Origin of the sequence: Oscillibacter sp. MSJ-31, assembly GCF_018918025.1 — a bacterium.
GTDB lineage: Bacteria > Bacillota > Clostridia > Oscillospirales > Oscillospiraceae > Hominicoprocola.
On the sequence record NZ_JAHLPT010000004.1, the window covers coordinates 54,754 to 71,302 of the forward strand.

The window sequence follows — 16,549 nt, forward strand, 5'->3', positions numbered from 1 at the left end:
TCAAATGCTTTCACGGAAAATTCGGCGTTTTCCATCGGAAAAAACGATGAAAAATGCCGGACGGCCGGAAAAAGCCGTTTTCAAACCGTGCGCGGTGTGCTATGATGGTCGGGAAACAACGGACGGGAGGAGTGCGCATGATCTATCTTGACAACGCTGCGACCACGCTTCGCAAGCCGCCGCAGGTCATCGACGCGGTGGCGCGCGCGATGGGGAGCTTCGGCAACAGCGCCCGCGGCACGCACGAGGGCGCGCTGACCGCATCGCGCACGATCTACGACACGCGCTGCAAGCTTGCGGCGCTCTTCGGCTGCCCGCGGCCTGACCATGTGGCGTTCACCGCCAACTCGACCGAGGCGCTGAACATCGCCATTCACGGTCTTGTCCGCGCGGGCGACCATGTGCTCTCCACCGATCTGGAGCACAACTCCGTGCTCCGCCCGCTCTACCGTCTGCGCGACGAGCGCGGCGTGGCGCTGGACTTCGTTCCCGCAGACCGGCAGGGGCGCATCGACTACGCGGACCTTGAGCGTCTGCTCCGTCCCGAGACCCGCGCCATCGTCTGCACCCACGCCTCGAACCTGACGGGCGACGCGGTGGACCTTGCCCGCGTGGGCGAGCTCGCGCACGCGCACGGCGTGCTGCTTGTGGTGGACGCCTCACAGAGCGCGGGCGTGCTGCCCATCGACATGGAGCGGATGCACATCGACGTGCTCTGCTTCACGGGCCACAAATCGCTCATGGGGCCGCAGGGAACGGGCGGGCTGTGCCTGCGCGGCGACCCGGACATCCTGCCATGGAAGGTCGGCGGGACGGGCGTGCAGACCTTCTCCGAGCGCCAGCCCGAGCAGCTGCCCGTGCGGCTCGAGGCGGGAACGCTCAACGGCCACGGCATCGCCGGACTGGACGCGGCGCTGGACTTCATCGCGGCGACCGGCATGGAGGCCATCCGCGCGCACGAGACGGCGCTCATGCGCCGCTTCTATGAGGGCGTGCGGGACATCCCCGGCGTGACCGTCTACGGCGACTTCACGCACGAGCGCACGGCGGTCGTCGCGCTGAACATCGCGGACCTGGACTCTGGCGAGGTCGCCGACGCGCTCGCGGAGGACTACGGCATCGCCACGCGCTCGGGCGCGCACTGCGCGCCGCGGCTGCACCGTGCGCTCGGCACGGAGGGACAGGGCGCGGTGCGCTTCAGCTTCGGCTGGTACAACACCGAGGAGGAGACCGACGCGGCCATCCGCGCGGTGGAGGAGCTGGCGCGATGAGAGAGAGAAAGACGTGGCTGGTCGTGACCTTTCACACCACCGCCGCCGCCATCGGCATGGAGAAGCTCTGCGCGGCGCGCGGCCTTGCGGGGCGGCTCATTCCGGTGCCGCGTGCGCTGACCGCGGACTGCGGCATGGCATGGCGTGCCGAGATCGACAGGCGCGCCGCGCTCGAGGCGCTTGCCGCCGGCGAGGGGCTGGAGGTCGAGGGCTTTTACGAGCTGACGCTGTGAAAAAAGAACTATAGGAAACAGGACGGTAATATCATCGGAAAAACCGATGATATTACTGTTTTCTTCGGATAAATCCATTTGCCATTTTTTGACGGAGACTTTATACTGTGTTCATCAATATCTTTCTCAAAGAATAACGAGAGAGAAAGAACAAGGAGTGGAGAGAAAATGAAAAAGATCCATTGGGGCGTCGTCCTCGCGGGCGTGGCCGTCGGCCTTGCCGCCCTCATTCTCACGGCGATGGGCAACCCCGCCAACATGGGCTTCTGCATCGCCTGCTTCCTGCGCGACACCGCAGGCGCCTGCGGCCTGCACAGCGCCGCCAAGGTGCAGTACGTCCGTCCGGAGATCATCGGCCTCGTGCTCGGTGCGTTCCTCATGAGCGTGGCGGGCAAGGAGTTCAAGGCCCGCGCCGGCTCGTCGCCCGCGCTGCGCTTCGTCATCGGCGGGTTCGTCGTCATCGGCGCGCTCGCCTTCCTCGGCTGCCCGCTGCGTATGGTGCTCCGTCTCGGCGGCGGCGACCTGAACGCGCTCGTCGGTCTCATCGGCTTCTTTATCGGCATCCTCATCGGCATCGCCTGCCTCAAGCGCGGCTTCACGCTCAAGCGCTCCTACGAGGTCAGCGTCTCCGAGGGCAGCGTGCTGCCGACCGTGATGGCGGCGCTTTTGATCCTCGTGCTGACCGTACCCGCGCTGTTCAAGGCGTCCGAGGCCGGCCCCGGCTCCATGCACGCGCCGTTCTGGATCGCGCTGATCGTCGCGCTCGTGGTCGGTGCGCTGGCGCAGAAGAGCCGCCTTTGCATGGTCGGCGGTCTGCGCGACGCCGTGATGCTGGGGGACTTCCACCTGCTCTACGGCTTCGCGGCGATCTTTGTCGTCACGCTCGTCGGCAATCTTGCCATGAATAAGTTCAACCTCGGCTTCACGCTGCAGCCCATCGCCCACAGCGCCCACGTCTGGAACCTGCTGGGCATGGTGCTCGTCGGCTGGGGCAGCGTGCTGCTCGGCGGCTGCCCGCTGCGTCAGCTCATTCTGGCGGCGCAGGGCAACGGCGACAGCGCCGTGACCGTGTTCGGTATGATCGTCGGCGCGGCTCTCGCGCACAACTTCGGCCTCGCCGGCAACCCCGACAGCAGGAACGAGGCCGGTCAGCTCGTGGTCGGCGGCATTTCCACTGCGGGCAAGGTCGCCGTGATCGTCGGCCTGGTCGTGCTGCTGGTGATCGCCCTGTGGAATATGCCCAAAAAGGAGGCAACGAAATGATCGACGCAAGAGGCTACTCCTGCCCCATGCCTGTGGTGATGGTGCAGAACGAGGTCAAGAAGAACGCGCCCGACACGCTCGAGGTGCTGGTGGACAGCCAGACCTGCGTGGAGAACGTGACCCGCTTCGGCGAGAAGCAGGGCTACACCGTGTCCTGCGCGAGTGAGGGCGGGGACTTCCGCCTGACGCTCAAGAAGTGAAAAAACGAGAGGAGAGTCGTGGGACTTTCCTCTCGTTTTCTATCGTTCCTTCGGTGCGAGCACCGCGAGCAGCAGCCAGAGGTAGACGCCTGTGATGCAGCAGGCGACGGAGAAAAACGCCGTCACCGCGTAGCAGAGCAGCGCCGCGCCCGCGACCGCGCAGCGGTCGCTTTCCGCATGGCGGTACGCGCGCCAAAGCGCGAGCGCAAGCAGCGCGAGGAACGCAAGCAGCGCCAACGCGCCCTGATCGACGAGGACGCCGAGGTATTCGTTGTGCGCGCTCGTGACGGCGAAGTAGGTGGTCTCGCCGCCGCGCTGCCAGTAGAACGGCGGGACGTCGCGCAGGTACAGCGTCCCGCAGCCGCCGCCGAGCAGCGGGCGCTCCGCGATGAGCGGCAGGAGGGAGCGCCAGATCAGGAGCCGCGACGAGCCGAAGGTCAGATCGACGTCGCCGTGCAGCAGCCGGTGCAGCTCGGAGAGCGTGCCGCCGTCGCCGGGAAAGAACCAGATAAGGGCAAACGCCGCCGCGGTGAGCAGAAGCGTCAGCGCCCAAATCGCCCGCCGCCGTCGCGGGAACAGCAGCGGCAGCCCGAGCACCGCCGTGACCGCGAGACCGAGCAGCGCGGCGGCGACGCGCAGCTGCCAGAGCGTCCACACCGTCAGCGCGAGCGGCGCGAGCAGCCATTTGGACCAACCGCGCACGAGCGCCGCCGCCATCGCCGCGGTGCAGAGCGCGAGGAGGAAGGCGGTGAAGTCGATGTTGCCGGCGGCGCCGGCGTAGAAGCCGGAGTAGGCGACGTCGCCGTCGAAGTAGTTCAGCCCCGCGGGGTAGAGCCAAAGGGGATTCCGTCCCGTGAGCTGGACGAGCACGAGAAGATCGCACAGCGCGGCGGAGGCCGCCGCGGCATAGAGCAGGCGGCGATCGGGCCGCAGGTGCCGCGCGAGGAGCAGAAAGACGGCAGCGTAGAGCGCGGCGGTCAGAAGTCCGTCCCGGCGCGTGCCGCCGAGCAGCACCGCCGTGCCGTAGGGCGAGAGCGCCGCGCTGAGCGCGGTGAGCGCGAGATACGCGAGCGCGGCAAGGCACATCGGCTCGCGCAGACGGAGCGTTCGCCATGCGCCGAGGCTCGTCATGGTGAGGACGTAGGCGAGCGAGAGCAGCAAAAAGGCATGGTACTTTCCCTCCATCATGCGCTCGTAGCCGCCGAGGGGAAGAAAGAGCGCGTAGACCGTGAGCAGGGCAAGGGCATAGAGATAGGAAATGCGTCTGCACAGCGCCATGACGTTTGCCCTCCTTCCGAAACGTTTTCTTCAGTATAAAATTTTGGGAACTTTTTGTCAATTTTTTGCGTCTAAGCTATCAAACGCTTGACATAATGCGTTCCGGTTCGGTACAATAAGAACACAAAGAGAACATAAGGAGGGCTTTTCCATGGAAGGTCGTCGTGTGAATCACAGCGCGCCGAAGCGCAACCCGCTGTATGTGATGTTTTTATGCCTGGTCGCGGCGGTGTTCGTGCTACTGATCGTGGTGATCGTGCTGGGCGCGAAGCTCGGCGCGGCGCAGAAGGCGGCGAAGGGCGCCGAGACGCAGATCGAGGAACTGCAGGAGCAGGTCAAGAAGCTGGAGGAAGAAAAGAAGGCCGCGGAGGATGCCGCGAATGAGCCGGACGAAAAGCTCCCCGGCGAGGATACGCCCGCGGTCGATCCGGACGAGACGAAGGAGCCGGATACGAGCGTGAGCGACAGCAAGAGGAAGGTCGGCTGGCTGGACCTCACGGGTCACAGCGAGGTCACGGTGCTGCCCGAGAAGGTGTTCAATGAGTATGCGTCCTACTACACCACCGCCGGTGTGAACCTGCGCAGCGGCCCGAGCACGAGCTACGGCAAGGTCCAGCTCGTCGACCGGGGCACAAAGGTCAAGGCTGCGGCGAAGGAGGGCAACTGGACCTTCGTTTCCGTCGGCAGCAAGTTCGGCTGGATCAGCTCGGACTATCTTTCCACCAAGCCGCCGGTCGAGGTGACCTCCGGCAGCCTGAGCCGCACCTGAGGAGAATAGGAAAAAAGCGTTCCGCGATGCGGAACGCTTTTTTTGCGTCAGGTCTTGCCGCAGCCGCCCTTGCCGCTCAGCGAGCAGGAGGACTGAAAGCCGCAGGCGTTGCATTTGTTGTTCGGGTCGCGGGCGACCGTGCCGCCCAAAAAGGCGAGCGCCGCTTCCTCCGGCGTGCCGGAGAAGGTGGGGAAGAGCAGGATGCCCGCGGCGGCGGTCTCGAGCCGCTCGTCTCCGGGCAGCGCGCCGCAGACGAGTGCGTCCACGCCGTACGGCTCGAGCTGGGCGACTGCGGCAGCGGCGCCCTCGCCCGCGCGGGGGACGAAGAAGCGGCGGACGATGCGGCCGTGATCGTCCTCAAAAAACTGGAAGCCCTCGATGCCGGACAGGGTCTCGGCGGTCCGGTCGTTGGATACGGGAACGGCGATGCGCATGGCGGGAGTCCTCCTTTATCGTTTGAACTGCTCGGCGGCGCGGATGCAGCGCAGAAGATCGTCGAGCGTGTGGGTGTAGTCGATGTGGCTGCGGGCCTTGGCCTCGTCGCGCGGGACAGCCAGACGGTTGATGCTGAAAATGGCGCTGACGCCGGCGTCGTAGGCTCCGTAGGCGTCGTCGCCCACATCGCCGACGATGGCAAAAACGGGCACGCCCCGCGCGTGAGCGCGGCGCGCCACGCCGCCCACGACCTTGCCGTGGGTGCTCTGCGCGTCGATGCGGCCCTCGCCGGTGATGACGAGGTCGGCGTCTGCGAGCAGGGCGTCGAAGCCCACCACGTCGAGCACGACCTCGATGCCGCGGCGCAGCTCCGCGCCCAGCAGAGCGACGCAGCCCGCGCCGAACGCGCCCGCCGCGCCGGCTCCGGGGAGCATGGCGACCGAGGCGTTCAGCTCGCGGCGGAAGATCTTGTCCAGTGTGCGGAGCTGACGGTCCAGCTCGCGCACGGCGGCCTCGTCCGCGCCCTTCTGCGGCGCAAAGATGTGTGCCGCGCCGCTATGGCCGTGCATGGGATTGGTGATGTCGCACATGGCGATCACGCGTACGCCGCGCAGCCTTTCGCGCACGGCGGAGGCGTCGATGTGCGCGATGCGGTCGAGCGTCGCGCCGACGGGAACGAAGGCCCTGCCGCCCGCGTCCGTGAAGCGGACGCCCAATGCCGCGGCGCAGCCGCAGCCGCCGTCGTTCGTGGCGCTGCCGCCGAGACCGAGCACGATGCGCCGCGCGCCGCACGCGAGCGCGTCGGCGATGAGCTGTCCGACGCCGTAGGTCGTGGTGACACAGGGATTTTTGCGTCCGGCAACGAGCGGGAGTCCCGCTGCCGCAGCCATCTCGACGACTGCCGTGCCGTCCGGCAGCAGGCCGTAGGCCGCGTCGATCGGCTCGCCGTAGGGATTTTGCACGCCGGAGACGAGCACGCGCTCGCCGCCGCAGGAATCGAGGAAGCAATCCACCGTCCCCTCGCCGCCGTCCGCCACGTTCAGCGCGCGGACCTCGCAGGCGGGAAAGTAGAGCGGGATGCGCTCGCGCGCGATGGCGCAGATGTCGCGGCTCGGCAGCGAGCCCTTGAAGGAATCGGAGATCACGATGCACTTTTTCATGCCCTTTGCCTCCCGTGCGGGTGTTTTTCCTATAGTATATGCAAGCCGCACGCAGGATGCAAGTCCTTTCCGCCGCGGTGGTAGGAGGAAGAAAACTGCACCTTGCCATATTGCACAAAATATAGTGATGAAATTGTGCGGATTTGCAGATATTTACCTCTTGACTTTAAAGCTCTAAAGGAATATACTCCGAACATCAAATGAGTTTGCCCCACGGGGCGGACGGAAGGGAGATCCGCAATGCTGAGCCGCTATTCCTTTTTCATTTTCGCGTTCCGCTTTGCGGGCCGCTATTTCGGCACGCCCTCCCGGAGCCGTCGATGAGAAGAAAACGCATTTGCACAGGAATGTGAGCAAAGCGGTTTCGTCCGACGGACGGGACCGCTCTTTAATTTGTTCAAATGAAAAGGAGAAGTACCATGAAAAAGAAGCTTATCGCCATGCTGCTTTCCGCAGCGATGTGTCTCAGCCTCGCCGCCTGCGGCCAGAAGGCTGACACCCCCGATACCACCGATCCCGCCGAGCCGAGCGGCGACGCCGCGACCTACACCGTCGGCATCTGCCAGCTCGTGCAGCATGAGGCGCTTGATGCCGCGACCCAGGGCTTCATCGACGCGCTGAACGAGGCGCTGCCCGGTCAGGTCAAGATTGAGGAGAAGAACGCCTCCGGCGATTCCAACAGCTGCGCCACCATCGTCAACGGCTTTGTCTCCGAGGGCGTGGACCTCATCATGGCGAACGCGACCGCCGCGCTGCAGGCGGCGGCCTCCGCGACGAGCGACATCCCCGTTCTCGGCACCTCCATCACCGCCTACGGCGTGGCGCTGGACATTGACGATTTCTCCGGCACCGTCGGCGGCAACGTCTCCGGCACGAGCGATCTGGCCGACCTGAGCAAGCAGGCGGACATGATCACCGAGTGGTTCCCCGAGACGCAGAAGGTTGGCCTGCTGTTCTGCTCCGCCGAGCCGAACTCCCGTTACCAGATCGAAGAGGTCGCCAAGAACCTGTCCGCCAAGGGCATTGAGACCAAGGAATTTGCCTTCACCGACACCAACGACGTTTCCTCCGTTACGCAGGCTGCCTGCGACTGGGCCGATGTGATCTATGTTCCCACCGATAACATCGCCGCCTCCAACACCGAGGCGATCGCCAACGTCACCGTTCCCGCCAAGACCCCGGTCATCGCCGGTGAGGAGGGCATCTGCAAGGGCTGCGGTGTGGCGACCCTGTCCATCAGCTACTACGATCTCGGCATGACCACCGGCAAGATGGCCGCCAAGATCCTGACCGGCGAGGCGGATATCTCCACCATGCCCATCGAATTCACCACCGCAACGCCGAAGTACAACGCCTCCATGTGCGAGACGCTCGGCATCACTCCGCTGGAGGGCTACACCGCCATCGCGGAGTAAGCGGAATATCCCCGATGGGAGAGGGGCGCCGCCCCTCTCCCATAACGAAGTGTTTGGAGGAAAAGAACGATGAGTTTCCTGACGTCTCTGCTCAACGCGCTGCCCGGCGCAGTCGCCCAGGGCCTGATCTGGGGCATCATGGCGATCGGCGTATACATCACCTACCGCATCCTTGACGTGGCGGATCTGACGGTGGACGGCTCGCTCGCCACCGGCGGCGCGGTCTGCGTGATGCTCATTCGCGCGGGCGTGAGCCCGTGGCCGGCGCTTTTGTGCGCGATGCTCGCCGGTATGCTGGCGGGTCTTGTCACGGGCCTTTTTCACACGAAGTGCGGCATTCCCGCCATCCTTGCCGGTATCCTCACGCAGCTCTCGCTCTACTCGGTCAACCTGCGCATCATGGAGAGCAAGGCGAATCAGGCGGTCAGCGTGGATAAGTACGACCTGCTCGTTTCCCAGCGCTATGTGCGCACCTTCTCGCCCGTGGGCGAGCTGCTGACGAAGAATCCGCTGCCGCTGCTGCTGCTCTTCACCGCCGCGGTGATCGCGCTGCTCTACTGGTTCTTCGGCACGGAGAAGGGCTGCTCCATCCGCGCCACCGGCGCGAACCAGAACATGGCCCGCGCACAGGGCATCGACACCAGCGCCAATGTGGTGCTCGGGCTGATGCTCTCCAACGGACTGGTCGCGCTCTCCGGCGCGCTGCTCGCCCAGTATCAGGGCTCGAGCGACGTGCAGATGGGCCGCGGCGCCATCGTCATCGGTCTTGCCGCCGTCATCATCGGCGAGGTGGTGTTCGGCAAGCTCTTCATCAACTTCGGCCTTCGGCTCTTTGCCGTTTCCATCGGCGCGATCCTTTACTACATCGTGCTGCAGGCCGCGCTCCAGCTTGGTCTGAACACCAACGACCTCAAGCTCGTCACGGCGCTGATCGTGGCGGTGTTCCTCGCCATTCCGTACTGGAAGGGCAAGGCGTTCCACGGCAAGGCACAGAAGGGAGGCGCACACCATGCTTGAGCTCAAGAACATCTGCAAGACCTTCAACCCCGGCACCATCAACGCCAAAACGGCGCTCAACGACCTGAGCCTGACGCTCGCCGACGGCGATTTCGTCACCGTCATCGGCGGCAACGGCGCGGGCAAGTCCACGATGCTCAACGCCATCGCGGGCGTGTTTCCGGTGGACTCCGGCTCCATCCTCATCGACGGGCAGGACGTCACCAAGCTGCCCGAGCACAAGCGCGCCGCGCTGCTCGGGCGCGTGTTTCAGGATCCGATGATGGGCACCGCCCCGACCATGATGATCGAGGAGAATCTGGCGCTCGCCGCCCGGCGCGGGCAGCGCCGCGGCCTCAAGTGGGGCATCACGCCGCTTGAGCGCGCGGACTACAAGGAGCTGCTTCGCACCCTCGACCTCGGTCTGGAGGACCGCCTGACGAGCAAGGTCGGCCTACTCTCCGGCGGTCAGCGTCAGGCGCTGACGCTGCTGATGGCCTCGCTCAAGCAGCCGAAGCTGCTGCTGCTCGACGAGCACACCGCGGCGCTCGACCCCAAGACGGCCGCCAAGGTGCTCGCGCTCTCCGACCAGATCGTGCAGGAGAATCGGCTCACGACGCTGATGATCACGCACAACATGAAGGACGCCATCGCGCACGGCAACCGCCTCATCATGATGGACGCGGGCCGCGTGGTGGTGGACATCTCCGGCGAGGAAAAGAAAAAGCTGACCGTGCCCGACCTGCTCGCGCTCTTCTCCAGCGCCAGCGGCTCGACCGAGGCGAACGACAAGCTGCTGCTTTCCTGACGGCTTTCCGCTTCTTTTTTGTTGAAAAACAGGGCATGACCTGTTAAAATTACCGTTGGCCGGTGGTTTAGCCTCCTCCCGGTCAACGGTATTTTTCTGTCAAGCGAAGGGGAGAACGCAATGAACGGCATTCAGGTGAAGAACCTTGTCAAGACCTATACCACGCAGAGCACCGACATCATTCTCAACGGCGCGAAGCGCCCCTCGACGACGCGCACCGTGCTCCACGGTGTGTCGGTCGATTTTCCCGCGGGGAAGCTCACGGCGATCTTAGGGCGGAGCGGCTGCGGAAAGAGCACGCTGCTGCGGCTCATCGACGGGACGAAGGACGCGCCCGATTCCGGCGAGATCGTGATGCCGGAGGGCTGGCGCTGCGCGCTGCTCTCGCCCGATCCCTATGTGATCACCTGGACGTCGGTGGAGCGCAACGTCGCGATGGCGGCGGGCGCGGGCCGCACGCCCGAGGAGCGGCTGGAGCTGGCGAAGAAGCTCGTGAAGCTCGTGCGGCTGGAGGATTACGCCGACATGACGCCCGTGGAGCTGTCCACCGGAATGCGCCAGCGGCTCGGGCTTGCCCGCGTGCTCGCCAGTCAGGCGCAGGTGCTGCTGATGGACGAGCCGTTCGCCTCGCTCGACTTCATCACGCGCGGCGAGCTGCAAGCGGAGCTGCTGGACATTCAGAAGGAGCTGCAAAAGACCATTCTGCTCGTGACGCATCAGCTTGACGAGGCGCTGCTGCTCGCGCAGCGGATCGTCGTGCTGCACGCGGACAGCTCGGTGCGTGTGTGGGAGCTGGAGCTGCCGTATCCGCGTGACCTGACGAGCCCAGAGCTCACCGCGCTGCGCGAGGAGATCACCGCCGAGTGCAGGAAGGACTAAAGAAAAACCGCTTGACCGAGATCGGCCAAGCGGTTTTTTTATGAAGGGAAGGGCGCTATGCGCCCATGATGAGCGGCACGAGCAGCGCGGAGAAAAGACAGGCTGCCATGCCGGTCGTGAACGAGTAGGGCAGCGTCTCAGCGCTGCAGGAGCGCTCGACGATGGGCAGGCATACGTCCATCGCGCACGTTCCGGGCAGCGTGACGGCCTCGATGCAGCCGATCTTCGACGCGGCGAGCGGGAGGAGAATGATGCCGAGCGTTTCGCGCAGCACATTGTGCAGGAACGACACCGCGCCCGCGACCGCGTGGCCCGCGCCGGAAATGACGCTCGGCGCGAGCGTGTACCAGCCGAAGCCCGCGCTGATAGCGAGTCCCTCCCGCAGCGTCATGGGGGAGAGGAACGAGTAGACCACGCCCGCGAGCAGCGAGCCGGCGACCATCGCCAGCGGCACGAGAACGATGCCGAGTCCCGCGCCGCGCAGCATGGCTTTGAGCTTGCCCTCCAGCCCCATGCCGAAGCCGACGAAGGCGAGCAGCAGGCACAGGCCAACGACGAGCCAGCTGCCGGACATGGCCTGAAAGGCGTCCGGGTCGGTGACGCGCGGAACGACGAAATAGCCGAGCAGCATTCCCGCCGCGACCATCGCGAAGATGATGAGCGAGGTTTTGGAGCCGGAGGCGTCCGCGTGTGCGGCAGCGGACGGCGCCGCCGCCGTTTTCTCCGCGCCGCAGGGCAGGGCATTGCGGTCGATGTGCAGGGCGCGGCGCACGGCGAACGCGCCGAGCATACTGAACGCCATCGTCAGCGCGGTGACGAGCAGCGCCTGTGCGCCGATGACGCCGAGGTTGTCCGTCACCTCGCGGTTCGCGCCCATGCGCAGACCCATCACGAAAACGAGCGCGTAGACGCTGATGCTCAGCAGCGTATTGACAAAGCCGAGACGGTCGGCGTAGCGGCGCAGGCGCGAGGCGAGCAGGTAGCAGGCGATCATGACCGACCAGTAGAGGGCGAGCGAGGCCATAGGGAGACCTTCCTTTCAAAAAAGAGGGCGGCGTTTTGCGCCGCCCTCCGTTTGCAGTATGTGGCTGTGCGGTCAGGCGAGGGTCTTGACCCACGCGCTGTATTTTTCGAGGTTCGCGTCGCGCTCCGCGGCGTCCGCGCCCTTGGTGAGGATATAGACCTTGATCTTCGGCTCCGTGCCGCTGGGACGGACGACGATGTGCGTGCCGTCGGTCAGCTCAAAGCGCAGGACGTTCGAGCCGGAGAGCGGCATCGGCGTGATCGCGCCGGTCGCGGCGTCGCGCACCGTACCGTCGGAATAGTCCTTGTACTGCGCGACCGTTACGCCGCCGATCTCGACCGGAGGCTGCGCGCGCAGCGACTGCATGAGCGCCGCCATTTTCTCAAGACCGTCGAGGCCGGGCATGACGAGGTTGTGCGTCTTTTCGCCGTACCAGCCGTACTTTTCGTAGAGGGATCGCAGCGCGTCGAAGAGCGTCATGCCCTGTGCGTGGTACCATGCCGCCATCTCGGTGAGGAGCAGGGAGGCGGTGACGGCGTCCTTGTCGCGGACGTAGTGGCCGATCATGTAGCCGTAGCTCTCCTCATAGGAGAAGATGACGGTGTTTTTGCCCGCGCTCTCCAGCTCGTTCATCTTCTCCGCCATGAACTTGAAGCCGGTGAAGGTGTCATAGCAGTCGAGGCCGTTGGCCTCGGCGACGGCGCGCGCCATCTCGGTCGTCACGATGGTCTTGAGCGCGGCGGGGTGCGCGGGCAGCTTGCCCGCGCGCTTCATCGCGCCGATGAGGTAGTCGAGCAGGAGAACGCCCGTCTGGTTGCCGGTGACAGGCTCAAATTCACCCGCTTTATTGCGCACCATGATGCCCACGCGGTCGCTGTCGGGATCGGTGCCGAGGATGAAGTCAACGTTCTTTTCCTTGGCGAGGTCGATAGCGAGGTAGAAACCCTCGGGGTTTTCGGGGTTGGGGGAGACGACGGTGGGGAAATCGCCGTCAATGACCATCTGCTTCGGCTCACAGTAGAGGTGCTTGATGCCGAGCCTTGTGAGCGCCTCGGGCACCAGCTTGTAGCCGCAGCCGTGGAACGGCGTGTAGACGAGACCGAAGTCGTCCGCGACCTTTTTGACGGTCTCGTAGTCGTTGACCATGCCCATGACGTTCGCCATGAAGCGGCGGTCGCAGTCCTCGCCGAGCAGCTCGATCCTGCCCTCGGCCAAAGCCTGCTCGTAGTCCATCGACTGAACACCGGTGAAAATGTCGATCCGCGTCAGCTCGTCGGCAATGGCGGCGGCGTGCTGCGGCGGCAGCTGCGCGCCGTCCGCCCAGTAGACCTTGTAGCCGTTGTACTCCTTGGGGTTGTGGCTGGCGGTGACGTTCACGCCCGCCTGACAGCCGTACTCGCGCACGGCAAAGGAAAGCTCAGGCGTGGGGCGCAGGGACTCAAAGAGCCGCACATGGATGCCGTTGGCTGCCATGACGCAGGCGGTCTCGCGGGCAAATTCAGCGGAGTGGTTGCGGCAGTCCATGCACACGGCGACGCCCTTTTGCATCGCCTCCGTACCCTCGGCGCGGATGACGTTGGCAAAGCCCTGCGTCGCCCAGCGGATGACGTGGCGGTTCATGTTGTGCAGGCCCGTGTACATCGTGCCGCGCAGACCCGCGGTGCCGAACTCGAGCGGGCCGTAGAAGCGGGCCTTGATCTCCTTGTCGTTGCCCTCGAGCGCTTTAAGCTCGGCGCGCTCGTCCTCGCTCAGCGCGGGGGAGGCGAGCCACTTTTCATATTCCTTGCGATAATCCATTACGATTCCTCCTCATTCCGGGTTGATTCCTCCACGGGCGCGAGAAGATTCCTCGCGTCCTCGAGCATGCTTTCGGGTACATACAGCCCCACGCCGCCGCTCGGCGTGCCGAACAGGACCTTGCCGAGCGTGCCGTCCTTTTCGTCGTACTTCTTCATCACGGGGATGCCGTAGGCGCGCAGCATTTCAACGGTCATGCCCGCGGCGTTGTCCTCCTCGGTCGAGTCGGCAAGGAAGGCGGGCTTTTCGGGCGTGCCGTCCGGCCCTTTGGGCCAGCGGTCGACGAGGTCGTGCTTTTCACGGCCCCAGCTCAGCTTGGGAAAGGACATGGTGCTTCCTCCTTACTTATGATAGCGCGTGCCGGCGTCGATCTGGTACGCGCGGTAGAGCTGCTCGAGCAGCATCACCCGCGCCAGATGGTGCGGGAAGGTCATGGGCGACATGGAAAGACGCAGGTCGGCGCGCTGCTTCACGCGCGGGTGCAGGCCGAAGCTGCCGCCGATGAGAAAGGTCAGTTGCGAGGCGCCCGCAGAGGCGAGCTGCGTCAGCTTTTTCGAGAGCGCCTCGCTGCTCAGCTCCGTGCCCTCGATGCACAGGGCGATGACCGCGCCGCCCTTGGGGAGCTTTTCCTCGATGAGCGCGGCCTCCCTGGCGAGCGCCTGCTCGATCTCGGCGGGGGCGGGCGACTCGGGGAGCTTCTGCTCCGGCAGCTCCACGATCTCCAGCTTGCAGTGGCGCTGGAGACGTTTTTGATACTCCGCGACGGCTGCCGCGTAGAATGCTTCCTTCAGTTTGCCGACGCAAAGGACGGTGACCTTCTGCATAGATGTACCTCGCTCATGGTATCGCGCGGCGCGACGCCGAGCCGCACGGAAAGTCCCGCAGACTGCAGCGCGCGGGCGACGGCGTACTCCGCCAGCTCGGGCGTGTTGTTCTCCTTGGAAAGGTGCGCGAGCAGGATGTCGCGCGTGCCGCTCTGCACGGCGAGCCGCGCAAATTCCGCCGCCGCGTCGTTGGACAGATGCCCCTCGTCGCCGAGGATGCGGCGCTTGAGAAAATAGGGGTAGGGGCCGTATTGCAGCGTTTCCACGTCGTGATTGGCTTCGAGCAGGAGTGTATCCACGCCTGCGAGCGATTCGCGCGCCGCGTCGGTGACGAAGCCGGTGTCGGTCAGGATGCCGAGCGAGCCGTCGGGAGCGTCGACGCGGTAGCCGACGGGATCCACGGCGTCGTGCGAGGTGGAGAACGAGCGCACGGTGCAGCCCGTGAATTTCAGCGTGTCGCCTGCGGTGAAGGCGACGACGGGACAGGTGAGGATATGGGATACGCCGCGCGTGACGTAGACCGGGGCGGCGCTTTTTTTGCTGAGTGTGGCGAGACCGCCGACGTGGTCGGCGTGCTCGTGCGTGATGAATACGGCGGTCAGGTCGCCGAGCGTCCGCCCCAGCGCGCGGAGGGACTGCTCGATGCGGCGGCAGGAGATGCCCGCGTCGATGAGCAGCAGTGTGTCGCCCGCGCACACGAGCGAGCAGTTGCCGCTCGAGCCGCTGGCAAGCGTGTAAAATTCCATGGGAAACGGTCCTTTATCTGATCTACTCCCAAGAATACCACAGCGCAGGGGAATAGTCAAAAGAAAAAATCGTGCAAGTTGCACATATCCTGTGTAAAGATGCCATAAATTTTTTACACATTATTTCTTAACAACTTCTTTACAACAACATCGTTTTTCGGTATACTAAAAATAACAAAACGGAATGAGCCGTTGACTAAATTTTGGAAAGGGGGCGGGGCCATTATGATGGAACCACAGGATAAGTACCGGGAAGTCGAATCCGCGCTGGAGAAATTCTGGGGCGAAGAGGATCTGCTGGTCGGCAAAGGAAAGAGTACGCCTGCGCAGATCGCGCTGCGTTTCCGCAATGCGATGGTCCTACTGGCGGCGATATTGTTCCTGCTGTCCTTTGCCTCCAACCGCTACCCGATCCTCCGCGCGGTGGGCTATCTCTTCGGCGCCATCGCCTACATTTGCGAGATCATGGTGTTGACGGACTGCTTCAAGGTCAAGATCCCGCACAACGAGCTGTTCATGCCTTACTGCTTCGGCCCGCTCTACCTCATTATGGGCGTGGGCTACCTGGTGGGCTGAGACGATCGATCAACAAAAAAGCACCGACGAGGGTAGGTTCCAATAAGACAGTATGAGAGAACATTACTGACATAGGGTAGCTGCCGTACAGGAGTGCGACAAGAAAAATTGGCGATACTTGGTTTTCACAACCAGGTATCGCCTTTTTCTATCTTTAACAGAATGTTTGAATCTTATTGGAGGTACATATGATGCAGGAACTGAACTATATCCGTTGCGGTGATTACTATATTCCCGATATTCGCTTGCCGGAAGAAAATAGACCTATTGGTCGTTGGGGACGCATGCACAGAGATTATATCAAGGAGCATAACCCCATCCGCTTTAACGATCTGTGCCTTAGTGGCGAACTGTGGACGTATCTGGCTGATTTGAACGAGCAGGCACAGAACCGTCTTGAAATTATCATTGAGCAAATGAAAGCTGCTGAGGGCGTGACAGAGGACATGAAGCAGCACGATCAGATGGCATGGGTTAGAGCTATGAACAGCATCCGCAACCGAGCCGAGGAAATCATCCTTCATGAAATGATTTACGAGGAGGATGCCGTATGAGAATCCTTGAAGAATTTTGGTATGGCAACATTGAGCCGACTGAGTATGACACATCCTCTTGCAAAGAATACAAGAAACTATTGGAGCTGATTTGCAGAAATGAAGAAAAGCTCAAAGCCACCATGACGGACGAACAGAAAGAACTATTTGAGAAATACGCCGATTGTGTGCGAGAGCATCAAACCAATACAGACTGTTTGATCTTTCAGAATGGCTTTAAGCTGGGCGCACGAATGATGTTGGAGGTAATGGAAGAATAACGGAACATATAGCGTAGCGCCCATCGGCCAAACTCTGGACGATGGGCGCTGTTTTGTCTTT

Annotated in this window: 20 protein-coding genes; 12 read left to right on the top strand and 8 right to left on the bottom strand. The window is 63.5% G+C overall.

The window, feature by feature from the left end:
* Positions 1 to 137 precede the first annotated feature (137 nt).
* The 4 genes from KQI17_RS04735 (at position 138) to KQI17_RS04750 (ending at position 2,967) form a co-directional block, all read left to right on the top strand.
* The gene (locus KQI17_RS04735) at positions 138 to 1,271 is read left to right on the top strand and encodes an aminotransferase class V-fold PLP-dependent enzyme (RefSeq protein ID WP_216495049.1); all 1,134 of its coding nucleotides are present in this window, start codon (positions 138 to 140) and stop codon (positions 1,269 to 1,271) included.
* A complete protein-coding gene (locus KQI17_RS04740) occupies positions 1,268 to 1,504 on the top strand; it encodes a DUF3343 domain-containing protein (protein ID WP_216495050.1) in 237 nt (78 codons plus the stop codon). The genes KQI17_RS04735 and KQI17_RS04740 overlap by 4 nt, the downstream gene beginning before the upstream one ends.
* A 117-nt stretch (positions 1,505 to 1,621) precedes the next feature.
* The gene (gene yedE, locus KQI17_RS04745) at positions 1,622 to 2,767 is read left to right on the top strand and encodes a YedE family putative selenium transporter (RefSeq protein WP_371821959.1); all 1,146 of its coding nucleotides are present in this window, start codon (positions 1,622 to 1,624) and stop codon (positions 2,765 to 2,767) included.
* Positions 2,764 to 2,967, top strand: coding sequence for a sulfurtransferase TusA family protein (locus KQI17_RS04750; RefSeq protein ID WP_216495052.1), 204 nt, complete (start codon positions 2,764 to 2,766; stop codon positions 2,965 to 2,967). The genes yedE and KQI17_RS04750 overlap by 4 nt, the downstream gene beginning before the upstream one ends.
* A gap of 39 nt (positions 2,968 to 3,006) precedes the next feature.
* Here KQI17_RS04750 and KQI17_RS04755 read toward each other — a convergent pair whose 3' ends face one another.
* A complete protein-coding gene (locus KQI17_RS04755; protein WP_216495053.1) occupies positions 3,007 to 4,245 on the bottom strand; it encodes an O-antigen ligase in 1,239 nt (412 codons plus the stop codon).
* Positions 4,246 to 4,396: 151 nt separating this feature from the next.
* Between KQI17_RS04755 and KQI17_RS04760 the strand changes: the two genes are divergently transcribed.
* Positions 4,397 to 5,014, top strand: a complete 618-nt coding sequence (locus tag KQI17_RS04760; RefSeq protein WP_216495054.1) for an SH3 domain-containing protein — start codon at positions 4,397 to 4,399, stop codon at positions 5,012 to 5,014.
* 47 nt (positions 5,015 to 5,061) lie between these two features.
* Here the strand turns inward: KQI17_RS04760 and KQI17_RS04765 are convergent, their stop codons facing one another.
* Together KQI17_RS04765 and KQI17_RS04770 are read right to left on the bottom strand one after the other, a co-directional pair.
* Positions 5,062 to 5,448 carry a hypothetical protein gene (locus tag KQI17_RS04765; protein WP_216495055.1) on the bottom strand — a complete coding sequence of 129 codons (387 nt, stop codon included), beginning with the start codon at positions 5,446 to 5,448 and terminating at the stop codon, positions 5,062 to 5,064.
* A 15-nt stretch (positions 5,449 to 5,463) separates the two neighbouring features.
* Positions 5,464 to 6,609 (bottom strand): glycerate kinase, encoded by a 1,146-nt coding sequence (locus KQI17_RS04770; protein WP_216495056.1) that lies wholly within the window; start codon positions 6,607 to 6,609, stop codon positions 5,464 to 5,466.
* Positions 6,610 to 7,028: 419 nt separating this feature from the next.
* On the opposite strand from KQI17_RS04770, the gene KQI17_RS04775 reads away from it, so the two are divergent.
* The 4 genes from KQI17_RS04775 to KQI17_RS04790 all read left to right on the top strand — a co-directional run bounded on the left by KQI17_RS04775 (position 7,029) and on the right by KQI17_RS04790 (position 10,707).
* Positions 7,029 to 8,024, top strand: coding sequence for an ABC transporter substrate-binding protein (locus KQI17_RS04775; RefSeq protein ID WP_216495057.1), 996 nt, complete (start codon positions 7,029 to 7,031; stop codon positions 8,022 to 8,024).
* 69 nt (positions 8,025 to 8,093) lie between these two features.
* Entirely contained in the window at positions 8,094 to 9,041 is a 948-nt protein-coding gene (locus KQI17_RS04780; protein WP_216495058.1) for an ABC transporter permease, read from the top strand.
* On the top strand, positions 9,034 to 9,828 hold the full coding sequence (locus KQI17_RS04785) for an ABC transporter ATP-binding protein (protein ID WP_216495059.1): 795 nt from the start codon (positions 9,034 to 9,036) through the stop codon (positions 9,826 to 9,828). The genes KQI17_RS04780 and KQI17_RS04785 overlap by 8 nt, the downstream gene beginning before the upstream one ends.
* 120 nt (positions 9,829 to 9,948) lie before the next feature.
* The gene (locus KQI17_RS04790) at positions 9,949 to 10,707 is read left to right on the top strand and encodes an ABC transporter ATP-binding protein (RefSeq protein WP_216495060.1); all 759 of its coding nucleotides are present in this window, start codon (positions 9,949 to 9,951) and stop codon (positions 10,705 to 10,707) included.
* A gap of 55 nt (positions 10,708 to 10,762) precedes the next feature.
* On the opposite strand, the gene KQI17_RS04795 is transcribed toward KQI17_RS04790, so the two are convergent.
* The 5 genes from KQI17_RS04795 to KQI17_RS04815 form a co-directional block, all read right to left on the bottom strand.
* A complete protein-coding gene (locus tag KQI17_RS04795) occupies positions 10,763 to 11,731 on the bottom strand; it encodes a lysine exporter LysO family protein (RefSeq protein ID WP_216495061.1) in 969 nt (322 codons plus the stop codon).
* A gap of 72 nt (positions 11,732 to 11,803) precedes the next feature.
* Positions 11,804 to 13,528: a phospho-sugar mutase gene (locus KQI17_RS04800; protein ID WP_216495062.1), complete on the bottom strand. Its 1,725-nt coding sequence runs from the start codon at positions 13,526 to 13,528 to the stop codon at positions 11,804 to 11,806.
* Entirely contained in the window at positions 13,528 to 13,857 is a 330-nt protein-coding gene (locus KQI17_RS04805) for a hypothetical protein (RefSeq protein WP_216495063.1), read from the bottom strand. The genes KQI17_RS04800 and KQI17_RS04805 overlap by 1 nt, the downstream gene beginning before the upstream one ends.
* 12 nt (positions 13,858 to 13,869) lie before the next feature.
* On the bottom strand, positions 13,870 to 14,352 hold the full coding sequence (gene rlmH, locus KQI17_RS04810; RefSeq protein ID WP_216495064.1) for a 23S rRNA (pseudouridine(1915)-N(3))-methyltransferase RlmH: 483 nt from the start codon (positions 14,350 to 14,352) through the stop codon (positions 13,870 to 13,872).
* Positions 14,316 to 15,098: an MBL fold metallo-hydrolase gene (locus KQI17_RS04815; protein WP_216495065.1), complete on the bottom strand. Its 783-nt coding sequence runs from the start codon at positions 15,096 to 15,098 to the stop codon at positions 14,316 to 14,318. Before KQI17_RS04815 ends, rlmH begins: the two co-directional genes overlap by 37 nt.
* Before the next feature lie 225 nt (positions 15,099 to 15,323).
* Here KQI17_RS04815 and KQI17_RS04820 point away from each other — a divergent pair, with 225 nt between their 5' ends.
* From KQI17_RS04820 to KQI17_RS04830, 3 genes are all read left to right on the top strand, one after another.
* A complete protein-coding gene (locus KQI17_RS04820) occupies positions 15,324 to 15,674 on the top strand; it encodes a hypothetical protein (protein ID WP_216495066.1) in 351 nt (116 codons plus the stop codon).
* Between the two features lie 188 nt (positions 15,675 to 15,862).
* The gene (locus KQI17_RS04825; protein WP_216495067.1) at positions 15,863 to 16,228 is read left to right on the top strand and encodes a TnpV protein; all 366 of its coding nucleotides are present in this window, start codon (positions 15,863 to 15,865) and stop codon (positions 16,226 to 16,228) included.
* Entirely contained in the window at positions 16,225 to 16,488 is a 264-nt protein-coding gene (locus KQI17_RS04830; protein ID WP_216495068.1) for a DUF6809 family protein, read from the top strand. The genes KQI17_RS04825 and KQI17_RS04830 overlap by 4 nt, the downstream gene beginning before the upstream one ends.
* Positions 16,489 to 16,549: the final 61 nt, after the last annotated feature.